Annotated in this window: 22 protein-coding genes; 5 read left to right on the forward strand and 17 right to left on the reverse strand. The window is 62.2% G+C overall.

What is annotated here, in order from left to right:
* The first annotated feature begins 33 nt into the window (after nt 1-33).
* Both BLT09_RS20655 and BLT09_RS20660 read left to right on the forward strand, forming a co-directional pair.
* On the forward strand, nt 34-1188 hold the full coding sequence (locus tag BLT09_RS20655) for a PA0069 family radical SAM protein (RefSeq protein WP_027152303.1): 1155 nt from the start codon (nt 34-36) through the stop codon (nt 1186-1188).
* A gap of 155 nt (nt 1189-1343) precedes the next feature.
* Nucleotides 1344-2039 carry a ribonuclease HII gene (locus BLT09_RS20660; protein ID WP_091596056.1) on the forward strand — a complete coding sequence of 232 codons (696 nt, stop codon included), beginning with the start codon at nt 1344-1346 and terminating at the stop codon, nt 2037-2039.
* 176 nt (nt 2040-2215) lie between these two features.
* On the opposite strand, the gene BLT09_RS20665 is transcribed toward BLT09_RS20660, so the two are convergent.
* The 12 genes from BLT09_RS20665 to BLT09_RS20720 form a co-directional block, all read right to left on the reverse strand.
* On the reverse strand, nt 2216-2707 hold the full coding sequence (locus tag BLT09_RS20665) for a F0F1 ATP synthase subunit B (RefSeq protein WP_023799395.1): 492 nt from the start codon (nt 2705-2707) through the stop codon (nt 2216-2218).
* A gap of 10 nt (nt 2708-2717) precedes the next feature.
* Entirely contained in the window at nt 2718-3317 is a 600-nt protein-coding gene (locus tag BLT09_RS20670) for a F0F1 ATP synthase subunit B (RefSeq protein WP_091596058.1), read from the reverse strand.
* Between the two features lie 77 nt (nt 3318-3394).
* Nucleotides 3395-3619 carry a F0F1 ATP synthase subunit C gene (locus BLT09_RS20675; RefSeq protein WP_023799397.1) on the reverse strand — a complete coding sequence of 75 codons (225 nt, stop codon included), beginning with the start codon at nt 3617-3619 and terminating at the stop codon, nt 3395-3397.
* Nucleotides 3620-3701: 82 nt separating this feature from the next.
* The gene (locus tag BLT09_RS20680) at nt 3702-4460 is read right to left on the reverse strand and encodes a F0F1 ATP synthase subunit A (RefSeq protein WP_077381387.1); all 759 of its coding nucleotides are present in this window, start codon (nt 4458-4460) and stop codon (nt 3702-3704) included.
* A 70-nt stretch (nt 4461-4530) separates the two neighbouring features.
* Nucleotides 4531-4929 (reverse strand): AtpZ/AtpI family protein, encoded by a 399-nt coding sequence (locus BLT09_RS20685; RefSeq protein WP_023799399.1) that lies wholly within the window; start codon nt 4927-4929, stop codon nt 4531-4533.
* Between the two features lie 242 nt (nt 4930-5171).
* Nucleotides 5172-6356 carry a cell wall hydrolase gene (locus tag BLT09_RS20690; RefSeq protein WP_091596060.1) on the reverse strand — a complete coding sequence of 395 codons (1185 nt, stop codon included), beginning with the start codon at nt 6354-6356 and terminating at the stop codon, nt 5172-5174.
* 282 nt (nt 6357-6638) lie between these two features.
* Entirely contained in the window at nt 6639-7529 is an 891-nt protein-coding gene (locus BLT09_RS20695; protein ID WP_167366485.1) for an SDR family NAD(P)-dependent oxidoreductase, read from the reverse strand.
* Nucleotides 7526-8305, reverse strand: coding sequence for a hypothetical protein (locus BLT09_RS20700; protein ID WP_091596062.1), 780 nt, complete (start codon nt 8303-8305; stop codon nt 7526-7528). The genes BLT09_RS20695 and BLT09_RS20700 overlap by 4 nt, the downstream gene beginning before the upstream one ends.
* 10 nt (nt 8306-8315) lie before the next feature.
* A complete protein-coding gene (locus BLT09_RS20705; protein ID WP_091596205.1) occupies nt 8316-8903 on the reverse strand; it encodes a protein-S-isoprenylcysteine O-methyltransferase in 588 nt (195 codons plus the stop codon).
* 157 nt (nt 8904-9060) lie between these two features.
* The gene (locus BLT09_RS20710; protein ID WP_091596064.1) at nt 9061-9645 is read right to left on the reverse strand and encodes a hypothetical protein; all 585 of its coding nucleotides are present in this window, start codon (nt 9643-9645) and stop codon (nt 9061-9063) included.
* A 139-nt stretch (nt 9646-9784) separates the two neighbouring features.
* The gene (locus tag BLT09_RS35030) at nt 9785-9922 is read right to left on the reverse strand and encodes an ABC transporter (protein ID WP_091596207.1); all 138 of its coding nucleotides are present in this window, start codon (nt 9920-9922) and stop codon (nt 9785-9787) included.
* Nucleotides 9923-10123: 201 nt separating this feature from the next.
* Nucleotides 10124-10720, reverse strand: a complete 597-nt coding sequence (locus BLT09_RS20720) for a L,D-transpeptidase (protein WP_091596066.1) — start codon at nt 10718-10720, stop codon at nt 10124-10126.
* Nucleotides 10721-10910: 190 nt separating this feature from the next.
* Here BLT09_RS20720 and BLT09_RS20725 point away from each other — a divergent pair, with 190 nt between their 5' ends.
* The gene (locus tag BLT09_RS20725) at nt 10911-11669 is read left to right on the forward strand and encodes an SDR family NAD(P)-dependent oxidoreductase (protein WP_091596069.1); all 759 of its coding nucleotides are present in this window, start codon (nt 10911-10913) and stop codon (nt 11667-11669) included.
* Between the two features lie 39 nt (nt 11670-11708).
* On the opposite strand, the gene der is transcribed toward BLT09_RS20725, so the two are convergent.
* Both der and BLT09_RS20735 read right to left on the reverse strand, forming a co-directional pair.
* Nucleotides 11709-13139, reverse strand: a complete 1431-nt coding sequence (gene der / locus BLT09_RS20730) for a ribosome biogenesis GTPase Der (protein ID WP_091596071.1) — start codon at nt 13137-13139, stop codon at nt 11709-11711.
* Between the two features lie 64 nt (nt 13140-13203).
* Nucleotides 13204-13869, reverse strand: coding sequence for a tetratricopeptide repeat protein (locus BLT09_RS20735; protein WP_091596073.1), 666 nt, complete (start codon nt 13867-13869; stop codon nt 13204-13206).
* Between the two features lie 299 nt (nt 13870-14168).
* Here BLT09_RS20735 and BLT09_RS20740 point away from each other — a divergent pair, with 299 nt between their 5' ends.
* The gene (locus tag BLT09_RS20740; protein WP_091596075.1) at nt 14169-15164 is read left to right on the forward strand and encodes a polysaccharide deacetylase family protein; all 996 of its coding nucleotides are present in this window, start codon (nt 14169-14171) and stop codon (nt 15162-15164) included.
* Between the two features lie 28 nt (nt 15165-15192).
* Here BLT09_RS20740 and sbmA read toward each other — a convergent pair whose 3' ends face one another.
* The 3 genes from sbmA to BLT09_RS20755 form a co-directional block, all read right to left on the reverse strand.
* On the reverse strand, nt 15193-16470 hold the full coding sequence (sbmA, locus tag BLT09_RS20745; protein ID WP_091596077.1) for a peptide antibiotic transporter SbmA: 1278 nt from the start codon (nt 16468-16470) through the stop codon (nt 15193-15195).
* Nucleotides 16471-16592: 122 nt separating this feature from the next.
* Nucleotides 16593-17753, reverse strand: coding sequence for a YbfB/YjiJ family MFS transporter (locus tag BLT09_RS20750; protein WP_091596079.1), 1161 nt, complete (start codon nt 17751-17753; stop codon nt 16593-16595).
* A gap of 359 nt (nt 17754-18112) precedes the next feature.
* Nucleotides 18113-18325, reverse strand: coding sequence for a hypothetical protein (locus BLT09_RS20755; protein ID WP_091596081.1), 213 nt, complete (start codon nt 18323-18325; stop codon nt 18113-18115).
* A gap of 97 nt (nt 18326-18422) precedes the next feature.
* Here BLT09_RS20755 and BLT09_RS20760 point away from each other — a divergent pair, with 97 nt between their 5' ends.
* On the forward strand, nt 18423-19337 hold the full coding sequence (locus tag BLT09_RS20760) for a LysR substrate-binding domain-containing protein (RefSeq protein ID WP_091596083.1): 915 nt from the start codon (nt 18423-18425) through the stop codon (nt 19335-19337).
* The last annotated feature ends 47 nt before the right edge of the window (nt 19338-19384 follow it).

Consider the following 19384-nt stretch of genomic DNA (forward strand, 5'->3'; position numbering starts at 1 on the left):
CAGCCAGCCGACAGTCCCTGGGAGAGGGCGAAAATGGAACAGATCGTGCGTGCCGACATTGCTGCCTTCGGGGCTGGAAGAGCCGAGATGGCCAATGCAATGATCGAGCAGAGTGGCGTCCGTATCCGTCCGGAGCGCAATCGCGGCCGGTCCGCCGGCATCAACCCGTCCGGCCGGTTCGAGCCGGTCAGCCGGCATGTGTTCGACGATGGCTGGAATTCGCTTGAGGAGCTGCCGCCGTTCAAGACCGAGGTGCAGGTCGAGAAGCCGCGCACCATCGTCACCCGCAACGAATCGCCCGACATTTCCTTCGACCGCTCGATCAATCCGTATCGCGGCTGCGAACATGGCTGCGTCTATTGCTTCGCGCGGCCGACGCACAGCTTCATGGGCCTGTCGCCGGGACTGGATTTCGAATCGAAGCTGTTCGCCAAGCCGGATGCGGCGCGGCTGCTCGACAAGGAATTGTCGAAGGACGGCTACCAGCCGCGCACCATTGCCATCGGCACCAACACCGATCCCTATCAGCCGATCGAGAAGCAGTACCGGATCATGCGCGAGATCCTCGAAGTGCTGGAGGCGCGCGGCCACCCGGTCGGCATCGTCACCAAATCCGCGCTGGTGACGCGCGACATCGACATTCTGTCGCGCATGGCCGAACGCGGGCTGGCCAAGGTGGCGCTGTCGGTGACGACGCTCGACCGTATGCTGGCCAGAACGATGGAGCCGCGCGCGTCGACGCCGACCAAGCGGCTGGAGGCGATCAGGCAGCTTTCTGATGCCGGCATTCCGGCCTCGGTCATGGTCGCTCCGATCATCCCCGGCCTGACCGATCAGGAGATGGAACGTATCCTCGATTCGGCACGTGCGGCAGGAGCGCGCGAGGCCGGTTACGTCCTGCTGCGCCTGCCGCTGGAGGTCGCGCCGATCTTCAAGGATTGGCTACTGCGTCATTATCCGGACCGCTACCGTCACGTCATGTCGCTGATCCGCTCGATGCGCGACGGCAAGGATTACGATTCGGAATGGGGCAAGCGCATGAAAGGCTCCGGCCCCTATGCCTGGCAGATCGGCCGGCGCTTCGAGATCGCCGCCAAACGGCTTGGCCTCAACGCCGAGCGGCGGTCGCTCAGGACCGACCAGTTCGTCGCCGCAGCCAAGGCAACCGAGCAACTGATGCTGCTTTGAAGACATCGTCTGCCGCCGCTGCCGGCGGCAGATGAAAAAATCCCGTCCAGCCTGTCCTGTCCCCGGGCCTGCAGACGGTGCCCTCCGGGTCCGGTGCCTCACCCGACCCGGAGGGGCTTGCGGAGAATCGGAGCCGATGCGAACCTCGCCGCAACATGGCTCGCGCGCGTTCTGATTCTCCGCTTCTCTTCGAAATCGTTGAGAGACCCGATTTCTCCTTCGAGACGAAGGCGATGACTGAGGGCCTGTGGCCGGTGGCGGGAATGGACGAGGCCGGGCGCGGCCCACTGGCCGGGCCGGTCGTCGCGGCAGCGGTAGTGCTCGATCCCGCCAACATTCCCGACGGTCTCGACGATTCCAAGCGCCTCAGCCACCTGCAGCGCGAGGCGCTGTTCCTGAAAATCCTTGGCTCCGCTCTTGCCGTGTCGATGGCCTCGGTCAGCGCGGAAGGCATCGATGGCAGTAATATTCTCAAGGCCAGCCTCGAGGCGATGCGCCGCGCCTTGGTCGGGCTCTCGGTGCAGCCAAAGCTGGCCCTGGCCGACGGCCGCGACGTGCCGCCCGGACTGCCATGCGAAGGCAGAGCGCTGATCAAGGGCGACCAGCGCTCGCAGTCGATCGCCGCCGCCTCGATCGTCGCCAAGGTGATGCGCGACCGCATGATGTGCGGCTGCGGCAGCCATCACGCGCTTTACGGTTTCGAGCTCCATATGGGCTACGCCACGGTCCGCCACCGCACGGCGATCGAGGTGCATGGACCGGTGGCGCGACTGCACCGCGCGTCCTTCGCACCGTTCCGGCTTGGCGGAACCGAAGTGCTCGACGAAGAGAGTTTTTCCGGTCTGGATTGAGCGCTTTCTCCCCTCTTGAGGGGGAGATGGCCGGCAGGCCAGAGGGGGTAGCCGCGCGTGAAGCGCCGCCCCCCTCTTTCATTCGACATATTATCCGATAGGGCGTCGCGACGCCGAGGCGACCCCCTCTGTCGCCTTCGGCGACATCTCCCCCTCAAGGGGGGAGATTACCCGGCTTAATTCAGCCTGGACTTGACGTCCTGAAGCGAGGCCTGGAACAGGTCGGCGCCCGCCTTGGCGTCAATCTTGGCGGCGAGCAGCGTGCGGGCGGCTTCGACGGCAATATCGACGGCACTGGCGCGCACTTCGCCGATCGCCTCGCGCTCCGCCTGACCGATCTTCTGTTCGGCAAGCGCGGTGCGCCGGGTGACATAGTCCTCGGTCTTCTTGTGCGCCTCGGCAGCCAGCATGTCGGCCTCGCGCTTGGCGGCGGCGACGATGTCGGCGGCCTCCTGCTCGGCTTCCTTGCGCTTGCGCTGGTATTGGCCGAGCAGTTGCTGGGCCTCCTCGCGCAGCCGGCGCGCTTCTTCAAGCTCGTTGCTGATCTTGTCGGCGCGGGCGTCGAGCGCCTTGGCGATCAGCTTCGGCACCTTGACGTATACGGCAATGGCCAGAAAAATGACGAGGGCAACGGTGGCCCAAAGCGTCGCGAGTGATGTGGCGTCCATGATGCGCTCCTCACCTGGCCACGGATTTGACGGCTGCCGCGATCTCGGCCTTGCTGGCTTTGCCGCCGACAAGCGCCTCGACGATGGCCGAAGCCGTGTCCTCGGCGATCGTACCGACTTCCTTCATGGCATTGGCCTTGATGGTCGAAATGCGAGCCTCGGCTTCGCCAAGCTTCTGGTCAAGCGCTGCCTCGACCTTCTTGCGGGCGGCCTCGGCTTCCGCCTTGGCGGCATCGTTGGCCTGCTGGCCGATCGCATTGGCCTTGGTCTTGGCCTCCGCCAGTTCCTGCTCATAGGCGGCAACGGCGGCATCGGCCTCGCCCTTCAGCCTGGCGGCTTGGTCGAGGTCCTGGGTGATGCGGTCGTTGCGGACATCGATGATGCCGCCAACACGCGGCATCACCACCTTCTTCAGGAACAGGTAGAACAGCCCGAAGGTGATCGCCAGCCACACAAGCTGCGAGGGGAATGTCGCCGGATCGAATGGCGGGAACACGCCGTGCGCCTCGGCAGGCACACCGGTGCCGGAATGCGTATCGCCTTCCGTGCCGGTATGGCCGCCTTCGACGGCAGGCGCGGACTCTTGCGCAAAGGCAGATGTCACGAACATGGACTATCCCCTGATGTCAGGCCTGCCGCCGATTTGCGGCCGGCCCTTCCAATTCCCAATGTTAGCCGAACAGGGGCTCAGCCGAACAGGGCCAAAAGCGCGATGAGCAGGGAGAAGATGCCCAGCGCTTCAGTCACGGCGAAGCCGAAGATCAGGCGGCCGAACTGGCCATCCGCGGCCGACGGGTTGCGCAGCGCGCCCGCCAGATAGCTGCCGAAGATGTTGCCAAGGCCAATACCGGCGCCACCCATGCCGAGGCATGCGATGCCGGCGCCGATGAACTTTGCTGCTTCTGCTTCCATGTGTTCAACTCCTTTGGATCTAAAAATTCCGTTGCGATTTCTATCCCGGCAGCAGGGCCGGAAACTCTTGGGTCAACCTGGGTCAGTGCCCGGGATGCAGGGCGTCGTTCAGATACATGCAAGTCAGCACGGCAAAGACGTAGGCCTGCAGGAAGGCGACCAGCAGCTCCAGCGCCGTCAGCGCCACGGCCATCGCCAGCGGCAGGACCGATCCGGCAATGCCGAGCGTGCCAAGCGCGCTCAAGCTCACCACGAAGCCCGAGAACACCTTCAGCGTGATGTGGCCGGCCAGCATGTTGGCGAACAGACGAACCGAGAGGCTGACCGGGCGCGATACGAAGGAAATCACCTCGATCAGCACCACCAGCGGCAGCAGGTAAACCGGCACGCCATGCGGCACGAACAGTTTCAGGAAACCAAGGCCATGCTTCATGAAGCCGTAGACGACGACGGTTCCGATCACCAGCGCGGCAAGGCCGAAGGTGACGATGATATGGCTTGTGACGGTGAAGAAATATGGAAAAAGACCGAGCAGATTGGCAACGAGAACGAACATGAACAGCGAAAATACCAAGGGGAAAAACTTCATGCCTTGGGTTCCGGCTGCGTCCCTCAGCATGTTGCCGACGAATTCGTAGGCCATTTCCGAGACCGACTGAAGACGGCTGGGAACGAGGCTGCGGCTCGAGGTGCTGAGATAGAGGAACGCCGAGGCAACGGCGACGGTCGCGACCATGAAGAGCGCCGAATTGGTGAACGACAGGTCGTAGCCGCCGATCTCGATCGGAATCAGCTTGTTGATATGGAACTGGTGGATCGGATCGACCTTGTCAGCAGCCACTTTAAATCCCCATCAAAGCCGCGCGCGGCTTTAGTGTCCTGTTCACTGCGCCGGCAAGCGGCGCCTCAAGTCATTCTTTCGGATCGCGGGCTTTGTCGCCCTGCCCGAATTCCGCCATAAGTCCCGCGGAGCGCAGGACATTGAGCACGCCGGCGCCAAAACCGAGCAGCAAAAAAACAATCAGACCCCATGGCGATGTCCCCGCCACACGGTCGATGATCCAGCCAAGACCGGCACCAACCACTATCCCGGCGATGAATTCGCTGGATAGCTTGAGCGCCTGGCCATATCCGGCCGCACTGCCCGCTTTCGCGTCGTCTTTCCCCTCGAGCCGGTCCGGCCGCCTTGTCGCAAGCGAAGCTTCAAGGTCGCGCCGGCGGCGCTCAAGATCGTCGTCGCGGATATCGGCTTGACGCTGTTTGCCGCGGCCGGTTTCTCCGGTTCCGTCTGGCCCATTCTTGTCGGCCATCGCAACCCCCTTGCCCGGTCAGATCGTCACCGTCCGTCCGCTCTTAAGTCGCCGGCAACATAGTTAGAGGGTTCCCGCCCGTCAAGCCACGGGCAGGACTTCAGCGTCAAGTATTTTTCCCATGAAAATCAAGAGCTTGCCAGGGTGCGACATCGTGCCCGCTACCGCCGCTGGTGTGCCGCGGCCGAATCCCTACGGCGACAGGTCTTCGATCGGCCGCGCCAGGGGCCTTGCCGGCGCGCTCAGCTCCAGCCGCCGCCATAAGTGCGATAGAAGATGTGCAGGCCGATCCTGGTCATTTTTTTCATCGTCCGCGCCCAACCCGGGTTGACGTAGTTGGCGTAGTAATGGGTCGACGATCCGACTTCCGGGATGAAGATCTTGCCGGCAGTGACCGCCATGGCGATGTCTTGCGCGGTCTTGTAGTGGGCGGGACTCTGGATGCGCTTCTTCCTGCCGTCGCAAGCGAAGGAAAACTGGCAACGGTTGAACCATTTGTCGTTCTGATAGACGACGCCGCAGATCGAGTTCGGATAGGCCGGATTGCGAACGCGATTGAGGATGACCTGGGCGACGGCGGCCTGGCCGCGCACCGATTCCCCGCGCGCCTCGAAATAGATGCCGTTGGCGAGGCAAGTCTGTTCCGCTTTGGAGAAGACGCTCGCCGGCAGCGGAGTTTGCATCCACGAATGATCGCCCTTGGCCACCGGCGGAATGAAGCGGCCATCGTTCGGCTTCTCGTCCTGAAGCAAGGCCTCGAAGGGCGAAGCCTGGGCATAGTCAGGCGCGGCCGCTGCGTAGGCCGTCGCCAGGACGTCGGGGCGGTCGTTGTTGACCAGCGCGGCCAGCATGGCCGGCACGCCGGGATCCGGCTTCTTGTCGACGCGTCTATGGAACGCGGCGGCAATCTGGATCTCCTTGCCTTTGATCTCGGCCCTGGCGAAAGCCATTTTCAGGCCACTGTCCATGCTCGGGCGAAGCAGCGAGGAGGAGCGCTCGAAAACCGAGCCGGCATTGAAGTTCTTCGGCGGCGCGACCGGCGAGACGATGATGATGCGGCCCTTCTTGTCGGCGCGCAGGATGCGGTCCTCGTCGGGCGTCGTGCTGGCCACGCTGCCCTTGCCGCGAAACGACACGGCGCCGATGCCGGGCAAGCGGACGCCGGAACCCGAGATCGAGCCGGTGGTGTCCGAATCGAGGAAAGGCATTTCGGCGGCATGGACCGAGCCGGCGACGGATTTCTCGACATAGGCGTTCCAGCGGGCGTTCGGCGCCTTGAGACCGGAAACCAGGCTCGTCATGTCCTGGTAGGCGATGACATTGGGAAAGCCGACCCAGATGCCAAGTCCAATGACCAGAGGAGACAGAAAGGAACGTCTTTTCTCACCGGCGAAAGCGACAAGCCGCTTCAAAACACGTCGATGCACGGAACTCTCCAGAAACGCAACGGACCCCACTGGAGAGGCACGATGATGCATTAACCTTGATGGGGCGTTAACGGAGCTAGACAGCGCCAATCATTTCAAAGGCGTTGTTGGAAACGGCTCCAACGGTCGCAATAACCACTCCGCAGAGCGATGTTCAGAGATGGTGGAACCTCCTCCATGCCACGAGCATGCTTAACGGCTATGTCACGACAGGCTTAACGGCCCGTCATCGGCGAGCGGTCTCTTGCGTCAATGAGGTTTTTCCGTGGCGTGCTGGTCCGGTCAGGGGGTAATTCCCCGAGGGCCCCGGCGCAGCTGGATCTGGCGGGTACCGCAGCATTTCTTGAACTTCAACCCTGAACCGCAAGGACATTGATCATTGCCGCTGCGTTGCAGCCGGCCGACCAGGGGCAGCATCGCTGCGGAAGGCAGGAGCGTCGCCGCAAGGGCCACCAACTTGGCCGAGATTCCCGGCACGACCAAGCGACGACCCGATTTGAACCCTCGCCACGCCCGTTCGGCCACATATTGCGCATCCACCTTGGGCAAGACGTTGAAGAGCACCGTCTGATTGGCGCCTGACCTTGCGAGAAACTCCGTCGACACCGGGCCAGGCGCCACGCATGTGACCGTGACACCGGTTCGGCGCACCTCCTGGTGAAGCGCCTCTGAGAAGAAGCGCACGAAACCTTTGCTGGCGAAGTACAGAGCCATATAAGGCCCGGGGAGGAACCCGGCCACGGAACTGAGATTGAGCACCCCGCCCCGTCGGCGCGCCACCATTCCGGGCAGAAAATGGAGGGTCAGTTCTGTGAGGGAATGTATGTTGAGATCGATGATGCCGAGTTGACCATCAACAGGCAGCGCCGTCGTCGCGCCGCGCAAGCCATAGCCGGCGCTGTTGACCAGGACATCGCAGACCAGGCCATGTGCGGACAGAAAGCCCTCCAGGCGCGTTGGCGCGTCGCCTGCCACGAGATCCAATTCGAGCGTGAATGCCTCGCCACCCGCCTGCCGAACCTCAGACGCCGCGGCGGCCAAGCCCTCGGGCGAGCGGGCAACCAGCACGATCGCGCCGCGCTCCCGTGCAGCGACGCCTGCAATTGCCCGGCCAATTCCACCCGAGCCGCCAATCACGACGACGGCCGGCCGCAATTCATGGTGCGAAATCACGTCGCGTTCCTTCGTATTGCGGGAGCGACAACATCCTGACCGAGCAGCACCACTTCATTGGCGACAGTGCCGTTCAGGATCTTTTCGAATCGCTCCAGTGCTCGTGCGACGTTCGCTCCGTCCATGACCCGGTGATCGTAGTGGATGCGGACATTCACCGATCCGTCGTTGCCGATCGGACCGTAGTTCAGAAGCGTGGTCAATGGTGTCAGCGGGTTGAGTGATTCCGCGCCGAGACCAGAATAGACGGACAGTTGGAAGGTACCGAAGTAATTTGCCCTTTGCCGGGCGATGTTCAACCCCAGCCACATAAGCAGCCACCTGACCGGCGCGGGCACAGCTGCCATGCGCAAGGCACGCCGGAACTCCGGGACCTCGAGGACCGGCCGTGACCGAGCCGCGTGGATGGCCGCCTCAAGTTGCGTGATGGAGTAGCGCTCCGGGCACTTGATGCAGCTCAGCAGAACGGCCGGCTCGCCTTCATATTCGCGCTCGTGGGCAATCGAGGCTACGCTTGCCGGATACTCGTAAAGCTGCGGCCAGGGCAACTTGACATAGGCGCGCCGCAGTTCCGGCATCTCGATGGCGAGAAGCGCATATCCTTTCAGGAAGATCGCGGTCCACGAGGGCCGGGTCTGCTGCGCCATTCTAGCCCTTACGAGTGGGCCGAGATTCATCTGACGCTGCACCGCGACCCGTGGCACGCCGATCGAAAACCTCATCAGATCGCCAACAAGGCGCCGGGGCGCCGAAAGCTTGAGGGCTCGGCCTCGCATCAAACGACCTCTAATAAAGATAAGGGATTATTCGCTTGGTCCTTTCCATATAGGCACGGTATTGCAAGCCTAAAGTCTCCAGCATCATACGCTCTTCCTTATCCACTCTCAGCAGGAAAAGCACGGCGAAACCAATCAAGCCGGATATGCCCGCAACCCAGTTCGGCAACAGAAAGAGCTGGCCGAGCCCCATAAGCAGGAACGAGGTGTACATCGGGTGACGGACCAGGGCGTATGGCCCGGCGCTAACCAGTTCGTGCCGTTCGCGAATCTCGAGCGTGATCGACCAGTTACGGCCAAGTACCTTGTGAGACATGCGAAAAATCCACAGCGCGGAGCAGAAGATGATGGTTCCGAGCGCCACCGACCACACGCTGGACGGATGGTCAGCCGCTGCGGGGATGCCGGTGGCGACATAGAAGCCAGGCAGGATCGCCAGGCCAAGGAGAGCCGAGGCAAGCCCGACGGTGTCGGAACTCGAGCGGCCGCCAGCTACAATCCGCACGCGCCTTGCCCGGCGCTCGAACGGATACCGGATCACATACCAGGCAACGAGGCCGATCACCCATATGATCTCGCCAAGTGAAGCTACAGAAATGGTCACTTCAGGTCACCGGAGCCTTTTCTCGATCTGGGACCACGATAGACCGTCGCAACGATGCCAGCGTCCGAAATGTCGACCGATAGACATTCAGAGCGCGCTCCTTTCGGAGTTGACCGGGCGAATGAGGCGAAAGCGGTTTGCCAATCGCATTTCAACCGCCGTTCATCTCCCGAAGGTTGGTTATGAATTGTTGCGGCCGGAGCCAGGTACCGGGGGTCTTATACCCCATCGATTTGGCGATGTCCGCTACGAATGCGTTGCAGTTGTAGAGCGAGGCGTGCCAAAGCGGAGAACTGGCCTGCAGCTTTCGTATGCTCGCGACGACTTTCCTGTATTCGGCTTCGGAAAGTAAAACGCGCCAGCTTGCCGACCGGTAGGCATCTTCGAGGTCGCCGTCCGTCCACCCGGTCGTGGCTGGCACAGGCGCCAAATGGCCGAGAACATAGACATTGGGATCATCGGACTTCGGAGCGAGCCCCGCAACTTCGGGGTTGACCATGCGTCCCGCCTGGTTCAGTCGTCCAAAAATCACGTAGGAATGGCCGTAGGTAAGGGCGTACCGGGAGCGGAACTCGATGAAATGCCGTTGGGCCGCGCGCGCCGGCATCGCCGCGGTACTCAGTGCCCGATTATTGGACACAAAAGTAGGCTGGGGTTTGTTGTCTTGCGACTGGCATGACGCCGCGACTAGCGCGAGCAGGGCCACAATTGCTGAACGGCCACTTACAAGCGTCATCTCATCCAGAACTCCGAGGACCGCAGACCTGCTGCCAGCCTATGCCCGTTAACCGCAGGTAGGCTGCGAATCCGGTGGCCCCTGCATATCGATAGGGAAGGGCCTGGCGGCCCTTCCCAAAATCTTCGAAAGCCGATGCTTACTTAATCACTGGCTCTTCTACGGCAACGGGTTCCGGCGGAGGAGCCTTCCCCTTTCCTTTACCGATCCCGTTCGCGCAGCCGCTCAGGCTGGTAACGGCGAGGGTAGCAACCATTACAATCAACATTCTGTTCATCAAGCAATCCTTTCCCCAGGGGCGGAACAGCCTATAGAATCGCCACAAATAAAAAATTACATGCAGCCCAACCAAGTTAGCTGCGATCTACACCAAAGCCTAGTGCAGAAATGACACAGTCGGCATTCGGTTGCAGCCGAAATCCTTGCGGTGACGTGCCGGCAGGTCTCACCATGCAACGGAGATCAGGCCTGCCCACCATCAAACCACCACCACCGTCGTGCCCAAAGGAGTCCGTTCGTAGAGGTCGATGATGTCGTCATTTGTCAAACGGATGCACCCGTTCGATACCGCTGTGCCTATCGTCCACGGCTCGTTTGTACCATGTATCCGGAAGTAGGTGTCGCGCCCGTTGCGATAGAGATAAAGGGCACGCGCACCAAGCGGGTTGTTTGGTCCGCCAGGGACCCCCCCGGCATACTTCACCAGGCGCGGCTTGCGCCTCATCATGCTGGTGGTGGGTGTCCACGACGGCCAGTCCGCCTTGCGGGCGATGGTCGCTGTACCCTTGAACGAAAGTCCCTGCTCGCCGACGCCGACGCCGTAGCGCGTCGCCCACCCGTCGGTCTCGACGGCATAGAGAAAACGTTGCGAAGTATCGACGACGATCGTTCCAGGCGGCTCGTTTCCGTCGTACCGCACCTGCCTCCGTCGGAAACGAGGATTGATGCCATCCCTTGGTCCGAACGCGGATGAAATCGGCTCCGTCACCTGTCGCAACGTCGACGTACATCCGGAGAGCATCAGAGCCAGAGTACCCAGCACGAGCCCCCGGCGCGCAATGTGGTGTTCTTCCATTTCTACCTGCTAGGAAACTGGTCGATCTACCGCCCCGCTCGTCTCTACCATTCCACGGCCTGCGGGCCAAGTCTCGCTGTGTGGCGGCAAAATGAATTCACAGGATTGACAAGCGAATTGGAGCGAAACTTCTTGCGATAACCGTCCGCCTCTGTTCGGTTATGGTCACAATGGGCATAGGACAGAGACGATGAAGCCTGATTTCCATGGTAAAGTCGCGATTGTGACCGGTGCGGGCTCCGGAATAGGAGCGGCTGTTTCACGGCAACTCGCGCAAGAAGGAGCCGAGGTTGTTGTCGCCGACCTTGATGCCGAGGCCGCGCGCTGCAGAGCCGCCGAAATAGGCGCGCAAGGAGGCAGTGCCTACGACTTTGCGGTCGATGTCACGGATGCGGCAGCCGTCGAAAAGCTGATCGAGTTCACTGTCCAGAAATGCGGCGGACTGGATATGGCGGTAAACAATGCCGGCATCGACGGCGTTCGAAAAGCGACGGCAGACTATCCGCTCGACAACTGGCACAGGCTGATGAACGTCAATCTGAATGGCGTCTTCTACAGCATGAAGTACGAAATCGCGGCCATGCTGGATCGAGGCGGAGGCGCCATCGTGAACATGTCCTCGATTCTCGGTTCCGTCGGCTTGCCGACTGCGTCCGCATACACGGCAGCGAAACACGGGGTCGTTGGACTCACCAAAGTTGCGGCGATTGAATATGCGAGGATGGGCATCCGGATCAATGCCGTCGGCCCCGGCTGGATCGAAACGCCGCTTCTATCGGAGCAAGCGGAGGCATTAGCCAATACCAGGCGCATGGCAGCCCTTCAACCGATGGGCAGGCGCGGCAAACCGGAAGAGGTAGCGGCTCTTGTGTGCTTCCTGCTGTCCGATCAGGCCAGCTTTATCACTGGCAGCTACCATCTGGTCGACGGAGCTTACACCGCCCATTAGCGCGTCGTGGCTGACGCTGGCGCCCAAAAGACGCGGCGCTCAGCGGCGTTTCTTCGCCTTGCCGGCGAACGGATTTTCCGAGGTGCGCAAGGCGATGCGGATCGGCACGCCTGGCATGTCGAAGGCTTCGCGCAGGCTGTTGGAGAGATAGCGAACATAGGATTGCGGCATCGCGTCCGGCCGTGAGCAGGACACGACGAAGCCCGGCGGACGCGTCTTGGCCTGGGTGACATATTTGATCTTCAGCCGGCGACCGGCGACGGCAGGCGGCGGATGATGCGCCAGGATGCCTTCCAGCCAGCGGTTGAGCTTGCCGGTCGAGACGCGGCTGTTCCACACTCTGTGCGTCCTGATGACGGCATCCATCAGCTTGTCGAGGCCGCGCCCGGTCTCGGCCGAGACCGGCACCGCCTGCATGCCGCGCGCCTGCGGCAACAGCCGCTCGGTCTTCTCGCGCAGTTCCGCCAGGAGTTCCTGCGGGTGGTCGATCATATCCCATTTGTTGAAGGCGATCACCGGCGCGCGGCCCTCGCGGATGATCAGGTCGGCGATCTGCAGATCCTGCTTCTCGAAGGGGATGGTGGCGTCGAGCACGATGATGACGATCTCGGCAAAGCGGATGGCGCGCAGGCCGTCCTGCACCGACATGACTTCCAGCTTTTCGTGGATCCGGGCCTTGCGGCGCATGCCGGCGGTGTCGAACAGTTTGAGACGGCGGCCATGCCAGTCCCAGTCGACGGAAATCGAATCGCGGGTGATGCCGGCTTCCGGCCCGGTCAAGAGCCGCTCCTCGCCGATCAGCGCATTGATCAGCGTCGACTTGCCGGCGTTCGGACGGCCGACGACGGCGATGCGCATCGGTTTGGTATCGTCATAGCTCGGCTCGGCGTCGGGATCGGTGATGTCCTCGCCGATCAGCACCTCGCTGGCGGCGGCCTCCTCGTCGGCATCTTCTTCTTCGCCGAAGGCGCGCGCCTCGCCCAGTGCTGATATCACCGCATCGCGCAAATCGGGCAGGCCCTGGCCGTGTTCGGCCGAGACCGGGATCGGCTCGCCAAGGCCGAGTTCCCAAGCCTCCAGCATGCCGCCCTGGGCGCCGCGCGCTTCGGCCTTGTTGGCGACCACGACAACCGGCTTGCCGGACTTGCGCACGATCTCGGCGAAGGTCTTGTCGTCAGGCATCAGCCCGGACTTGGCGTCGATGGTGAAAAAGATCAGGTCGGCTTCGCGGATGGCGATCTCGGTCTGGGCGCGCATGCGGCCCGGCAGCGTCGAAGCAGCAGCATCCTCGAAGCCGGCGGTGTCGATGACGTCGAAATGCAGATCGTAGAGCTTGGCGGCATGGACGCGACGGTCGCGGGTGACGCCCGGCGTGTCGTCGACAAGCGCCAGCTTCCTTCCCACCAGACGATTGAAAAGGGTCGATTTGCCGACGTTAGGCCGGCCGATGATGGCGACTTTGAACGTCATGCGGCCCTACATCTGCCAGCATGTCGTTGTCCCAAAACCGCTACACACTTTTGGGCGACATGCATTACGACACATTGCCCGACCCACGGATCAACTCGGACATCAACGTCGCCCGCTCGCGCGCGTTGCGCGGGGCGCTGTCATCCGAAGCGATCTGGTCGAACAGTTTCTGGGCGTCCGTCGCCTTGCCTTCCTTCCAGGCGGCAAGGCCGAGCGCCTCGCGCGCGGTATGGCGCAGCGGATTGGTATCGGCGGTGAGCGTCTCGACGCGGCTCGAGACATCGGCGAACGAACCGTGGTCGACGAGCAGCAGCGCTGCCCTGAGGCGCGCCATATCGCGAAGGCCTGATGGAATGTCCGTATCGGCGGCGACCTCGTCGAAGTCCTTGACGGCGGCGGCGGCATCGCCCTTATCCGCCTTGACGGTTGCCGCCCGCATGCGGGCGAGCAGCGGATATGCGCCGTAGCCATCTTTTTCCAGCGCATCGAGGGCCGCCAGCGCTTCGTCGCTCTTGCCCTCATTGGCAAGCTTCAGCGCCTGCGAGAAGGCATCGCCCGAGCGATTGGCGCGGGTCTCGTCCCAATAGCGATAGCCGACGAAGGCGGCGGTGCCGACCACCACCAGTATCGCGAGCGCTAGCAAGGCAGGACCAAAACGGTCCCACAGCGCATGCGCCTGATCGCGACGCATCTCTTCGTTGACTTCGCGGATAAAACTGTCGTCCGACATCTCAAAACCATCCTGCCCGCCTCAGGGCGGTTTAGAGCGACGTGCGTCCATGGAAAGTACGCTCTAACACTTTGAATTTGCGCATCGTGTTTCCTGACAAAAAATCAATTCTGCACTTCAGGCCGATGCGGTAGCCCGCGTTTTAGCGAAATTTTGCCGGCATGGAAGGGGTTCGACCGGAAAATCGGCTAATCGCCGGACGACGATGTAAAGGATGACTGCAAAGGGCGACCGCACCCACGCCACATTTCGCCGATAGCCGGTGCGCGAACCCTCCTCAAAATCCAGATCAGACACTGATGCCTCGTTTGTCCCGCGCTGTTGCGTTTTCGATCGCGTCGCTTGCTGCGGCGGGCGCTGCTGTCGCCGACCCGCCAGCGCCGGCAAAGCCGAAGCAGGCCGTCCTCATCTCGTTCGACAGCGCCCGCGATATTTTGCAATGGAAGCGCAGCCGGGCGCTGGCCCAGCGCACCGGCGCCCATTTCACCTACTTCGTGTCCTGCGTCTTCCTGCTCTCGCCGGAGACGCGCAAGCAATACACGGCGCCCGGCAAGGCATCAGGCAAATCCAATATCGGCTTCGCCGCCTCGAAACAGGAAATCGCTGACCGGCTCGAGCAGATAAACCTTGCCGCCTCGGAAGGCCATGACATCGGCAGCCACGCTTGCGGCCATTTCGACGGCAAGGACTGGAACAAGGCCGACTGGCTGAGCGAGTTCGGTTCGTTCAAGCGCATTCTCGAAAATGCCTATTCGATCAACGCTATTACCTCCGAACCCGCAGGCTGGCGCGAAATTGCACGTAAGGCGGTTGGCTTTCGCGCACCCTATCTGTCGGCAAACAAGGCGCTCTACGAAGCGCTGCCAAGGGCGGGCTATTGGTTCGACGCGAGCGGTGTGTCGCGCGGCCCTGCCCGGCCACCGACCAGCGACGGCATCACGCGCTTCTCACTGCCGAAGATTCCGGAAGGTCCTGACACAAGGCCGGTGATCGCGATGGACTACAATCTCTATGTCAGGCATTCCGGCGGCTTCGAGCGGCCGAGCCAGGCGGACGAATTCGCCAACCGGACCTATGACGCCTTTCGCGCCGCCTTCGACGCGCAATACCAGGGCAAACGCATTCCGCTGGAACTCGGCTTCCATTTCACACTGATGAATGACGGCGCCTACTGGAAGGCGCTGGAGCGCTTTGCCGGCGAGGTCTGCACCAGGCCCGACGTCGAATGCATCAGCTATCGCGACTATGTTTCGCGCCAACGCGCCGGGGAAAAGCAGGCGTCGGTGGGCGGCTGAGCCGAAACCGCTCGCCGCCCCGTCACTCTCAACTTACCGGCTGATCCTCAGGCCGCAAGCCGGCTCGCTCTCGCTCCAGATAGGCCTGGTCGATTTCCGGCAGCGGCGCCCCTTCAAGTGTCGCCTCGAAGGCGCGCAGGCGCTTGTAGATGGATATCAGCTCGACGATGGTCGGCCAGGAATTCACGAGATATTGGAACGAAGTGGCGACTTGTGAAAAGGCGGTAACAATCTGCTGGAAAACGCCAAATGTTATCTTGCCGATTGCCAAGGTCGGAACAAGAATAAGCGTAGCGAATACGTTGTCGACTTGAAGGTATAGATAGCGGACCATGTCGAAATAGACATAGTGTGCATAGAGAGTGAAATAGTTCTTGCGAACATTTCTGAAAAGCTCGGACAGAGTTGGTGGCTGCGCTCGTGCCGTATCGTCCTCGCCGAGGACAAGTTCCTTGCGCAGCGCGGCTTCAACCCGCTGATTGCGAAATTCCAACCCGGGCAGCCTGACGCCGACGACTGCCAACAAGCCGGTGCCAAACAGCGACCAGGTGATCGCCGCAATGACCAGCGGATAAGGGATTGCTCCGACGATTGGGAGCGTTGAGACATGGAGAGAAAGGGAGGCCAGCAAGGGCAGGAATGCAATCAGGGTCATGATGGAGTCGATGAAGTTCACGCCGAGCCCCTGCATTGTGCCGGAGAAGCGCATCGTGTCGTCCTGAACGCGCTGCGACGCCCCTTCGATATGGCGCAGCCTCGGCCAGTAAGCGGTAAAATAATCGTTCATCGCGGTGCGCCAGCGAAACACGTAGTGCCTGACGAAAAACACGTTCAGAACGGCAATGCTCATATAGACCAGGGCCAAGGACAGAAACTGCCATACTCCGTAGTAAAGCTCGGCAGGGGAAACGGAGCCCGGCGTGGTCAGCGCCTTCTGCACCATATCGTAAAACATGCCGCGCCAGTCATTGAGCGCCACGCTGATCTGCACGATGAAATTGGTGACGAAAATAATCAAACCAGAGCCAAGGATCGACCAGTTCTGCCAGCGATGCGGGGAATACAGCGCCCAGAAAAGGTAGAATACGCCCATGCCGGCGAAGAAATATCCGTAAAACCAGAGGAATGCCGGCGTCAGGAATCTTATCGGGCTGATGACTGGTGCTGCCTGCGGGTCGACCGGCGGCATGCCGAGCATCGTGCCAAGGTGCTCGCCGCCGAAAAACCACAGGAGGACGAGCAGAAGGCTCCAGGCGACGGCCGAAGTGAAAAACAACTTCGGCTGCGGGAAGAAGGATACGAACACTGTTAGGAAATCCTCGGTCGATGCGCAAATCAGCGGCGTTGCTGTTCAGCGGGCATAAGGTCACACATCGATCGGAATGAAAATGGCCGGTGCGTGATGCCCGGCACCGAGCAAGACCACAATCATGGCGATTTTGGCGCAGCCGACCAGATGACCGCGCCAGAGACCAGCAGCACCGCGGCGGCCACGATCGATGCGAGGAAGAAGTCGCCGGAGGCTTGCGCAAGCAAGCCGGCGACGATCGGACCGATGATCTGGCCGAGGCCGAAGGACGCCGTCATCGATGCCAGGATCCGGCGTGGCGCCTGCGGGGCAAGCTGCCTTCCGGTCTGAAGGCCGAGCGCGGTGATGGCGATGAAGGTGCCGCCAAGCAGCAACCCGCCGAGCAGCGGCCCAATGTGTCCGCCCATGGTGACGCTCGCGCTGACGCCGACCACCTCGACGAGGCACCCCCAGGCATAAGCCCGGTAGAGCCCGATCTTTGCCGCGATCTTCTGCCAAAGCCAGACCGAGGGAATTCCGGCAAGGCCGGTGACCATCCACACCACGGCCTCGAAGACGCGGCCGCCGCCGCCCTGCCGGACGATGGCGACCAGGAACGTCGCCGTCACGATATAGCCGAAGCCGAACAGCCCGTAGGCGACTATGACCTTCACCAGTGACCGGTCCTTTGGTAGCGCCGGCTCGCGGCCATCGGCGCCGTTGGCGGTCGCAGTGCTGCCGAGCAGCAAGGCCACGACGGCAATGGCGCAGGCCGAGATCGCGGCGGACCAGAACCAGCCCGCCGGCCAGCCGGCCTGTCCGGTGACGAGTATTGCCATCAGTGCCGAGGACGCTGCTATGCCAAGGCCGACGCCGCCGAAATGCAGCGCCTGCAGGTCGTTTCGGCCGACCGCGGCGAGATGGCCGAAAACGATGCTGGACATGAACACAAGGACGAAGGCGCTGGCCACACCGGCAAGAAAGCGGATGACGAGAAAGGCCGCCATCGTGTCGGCCAGGCCCATCAGCCCGGTGAGGACTGCGGTGGCGGCAAGACCGGCAAGCATCAGCAGGCGCTCGCGGCCGTGCGCCCAGCCGCCGACGGCTGCGAGCGCGCCAACGAGATAGCCGAGATAGTTGGCGGACGCGATCCAGCCGGCATCGGCCGGCGTCAGGCCAAGTTCCTCCATCATGCCGGGCAGGATCGGCGTATAGACGAAGCGGCCGATGCCCATGGCAACGGCCAGGGCAATCATGCCGGCGAAGGCGAGGCGCAAAGGGGACGGCGAAGCGGCTTTCATTGCGGTGCACAATAGGTGCACGAGCGGGTGAAACAATCCGCTTCTTGTTGGGCCAGAACGGGTTGCAAGGACCGTATCCGAGCGCAGCGGCGGTACAGAACGAACGTCGGCGATCCTTCGCGCCCCCCTCTGCCCTGCCGGGCATCTCCCCACGAGGGGGGAGATCGGCAGCTTCGTCGCCGGCTCTCCTTCTTCAACTTCTGGAGATTGGCGAAAGCGGAGATGACGGCCAATCTCCCCCTCGTGGGGGAGATGTCCGGCAGGACAGAGGGGGGCGCTGTCCCGCGAACGTTTCCGCAGCGACCGTCTGCAGTCCTTTCGGGTCTAATTAAAGTCAAATCCTCAATGTGCGGAGGATTTCAGCCGCAGCCAGCCTGGCCGGTGCCGGTCTCGTAGGCCGTGCGCCGGGCTGTCATCCGGAACGGCAGGTCGCCGAGTTCGCGCTCCGACATGGTGTCGAGCACAGGATGCGACAGCGGATCGGTGGCCCATCGGGTGGCCTCGCTTTCATGCGACCGGCTTTGCCGCGCGCCGGCAGCGGAAAAGACCCCGAGCAGTGACAAAATCTTCATCGTATTTTTCCTCCACAGGTCTGCTTGTTCCTTAAAATTTGCCATTCCTCCCTGTATTTCAATTGAGATTTCAACCGTGCCGGTTTAGAAAAACTGTATGGCCATGCTGAACCGCGCCCACCTCAACGGCCTGCGCGCCGTGGAAACCGTCGCCCGCCTGGGATCGCTTTCGGCTGCGGCGAGCGAACTCAACGTGTCCGCCAGCGCCGTCAGCCAGCAGGTCAAGCGGACGGAAGCGCAACTTGGCCAGGCGCTGTTCGAACGAACGGCAAGCGGTCTGGTACCGACCGAATTCGGCACCGTCTTCACCGCCCGGCTCGGGGCAGGTTTCCGCGAGCTCGCCCAAGCCGTGGCGCTCGCCGACGAGGCCTCCGAATGCACGCTGGTGGTCTCGGTCGCGCCGGCCTTTGCCTCGAAGTGGCTGCTGCCTCGACTGTCACGTCATTTCGCCCGGCATCCGAATGTGCTTTTGCGCATCGACGCCTCGGTGCGGATTGCCGATCTCGATCGCTCGGACATCGACATCGCCATCCGGCTCGGCGACGGCAAATGGCCGGGCGTGCGCGCGCAACTGCTGCTGGCGCAGGAAGTCTTCCCGGTCTGCGCCCCGGCGATCGCCGACAAACTGAAATCGATCGAAGATCTTGCCTCGACCTGCGCGATCACCGACGAAAGAGCGATGATCAGCTGGGAAAGCTGGTTCGAGGCGGCCGGGGTGAAGCCGGTCACCTTTCTCAAGGGCGCGCGCTTCACCGACCCGATGCTGTGCCTGGAATCGGCGATCGCCGGCCACGGCGTCATGCTCGGCTGGCAATTGCTGACGGCTGACGCTCTCGCCGACGGCCGGCTGGTCGCGCCGTTCGGCGTCCGCGCCGAGAGCGGGCTGGGCTACTGGCTGGTGACCTCGGCCAGCAAGAGCGAGAGCCGCAAGGTGCGCGATTTCAAGATCTGGATCCGCGAGGAGATCGAGGCGACGATGGCGCAGTTCGGCGCGCTCGCCGGCGCGGCCTGAGCAGGCCCGGTTGATCACGGTGGAAAGACCGATGGCACCGGTCTATG

Origin of the sequence: Mesorhizobium muleiense (genome assembly GCF_900099905.1) — a bacterium.
GTDB classification, from domain to species: domain Bacteria; phylum Pseudomonadota; class Alphaproteobacteria; order Rhizobiales; family Rhizobiaceae; genus Mesorhizobium; species Mesorhizobium muleiense.

Bases quoted from the DNA above. Each gene is read 5' to 3' on its own strand.
- BLT09_RS20725 (WP_091596069.1), top strand. From the start codon at position 10,911: ATGAAGCCTGATTTCCATGGTAAAGTCGCGATTGTGACCGGTGCGGGC.
- BLT09_RS20660 (WP_091596056.1), top strand. From the start codon at position 1,344: ATGGCTCGCGCGCGTTCTGATTCTCCGCTTCTCTTCGAAATCGTTGAG.
- BLT09_RS20750 (WP_091596079.1), bottom strand. From the start codon at position 17,753: ATGAAAGCCGCTTCGCCGTCCCCTTTGCGCCTCGCCTTCGCCGGCATG.
- BLT09_RS20685 (WP_023799399.1), bottom strand. From the start codon at position 4,929: ATGGCCGACAAGAATGGGCCAGACGGAACCGGAGAAACCGGCCGCGGC.
- BLT09_RS20760 (WP_091596083.1), top strand. From the start codon at position 18,423: ATGGCCATGCTGAACCGCGCCCACCTCAACGGCCTGCGCGCCGTGGAA.
- BLT09_RS20675 (WP_023799397.1), bottom strand. From the start codon at position 3,619: ATGGAAGCAGAAGCAGCAAAGTTCATCGGCGCCGGCATCGCATGCCTC.
- BLT09_RS20735 (WP_091596073.1), bottom strand. From the start codon at position 13,869: ATGTCGGACGACAGTTTTATCCGCGAAGTCAACGAAGAGATGCGTCGC.
- BLT09_RS20710 (WP_091596064.1), bottom strand. From the start codon at position 9,645: ATGACGCTTGTAAGTGGCCGTTCAGCAATTGTGGCCCTGCTCGCGCTA.
- BLT09_RS20755 (WP_091596081.1), bottom strand. From the start codon at position 18,325: ATGAAGATTTTGTCACTGCTCGGGGTCTTTTCCGCTGCCGGCGCGCGG.
- der (WP_091596071.1), bottom strand. From the start codon at position 13,139: ATGACGTTCAAAGTCGCCATCATCGGCCGGCCTAACGTCGGCAAATCG.
- BLT09_RS35030 (WP_091596207.1), bottom strand. From the start codon at position 9,922: ATGAACAGAATGTTGATTGTAATGGTTGCTACCCTCGCCGTTACCAGC.
- BLT09_RS20670 (WP_091596058.1), bottom strand. From the start codon at position 3,317: ATGTTCGTGACATCTGCCTTTGCGCAAGAGTCCGCGCCTGCCGTCGAA.
- BLT09_RS20665 (WP_023799395.1), bottom strand. From the start codon at position 2,707: ATGGACGCCACATCACTCGCGACGCTTTGGGCCACCGTTGCCCTCGTC.
- BLT09_RS20720 (WP_091596066.1), bottom strand. From the start codon at position 10,720: ATGGAAGAACACCACATTGCGCGCCGGGGGCTCGTGCTGGGTACTCTG.
- BLT09_RS20700 (WP_091596062.1), bottom strand. From the start codon at position 8,305: ATGCGAGGCCGAGCCCTCAAGCTTTCGGCGCCCCGGCGCCTTGTTGGC.
- BLT09_RS20655 (WP_027152303.1), top strand. From the start codon at position 34: ATGGAACAGATCGTGCGTGCCGACATTGCTGCCTTCGGGGCTGGAAGA.
- BLT09_RS20740 (WP_091596075.1), top strand. From the start codon at position 14,169: ATGCCTCGTTTGTCCCGCGCTGTTGCGTTTTCGATCGCGTCGCTTGCT.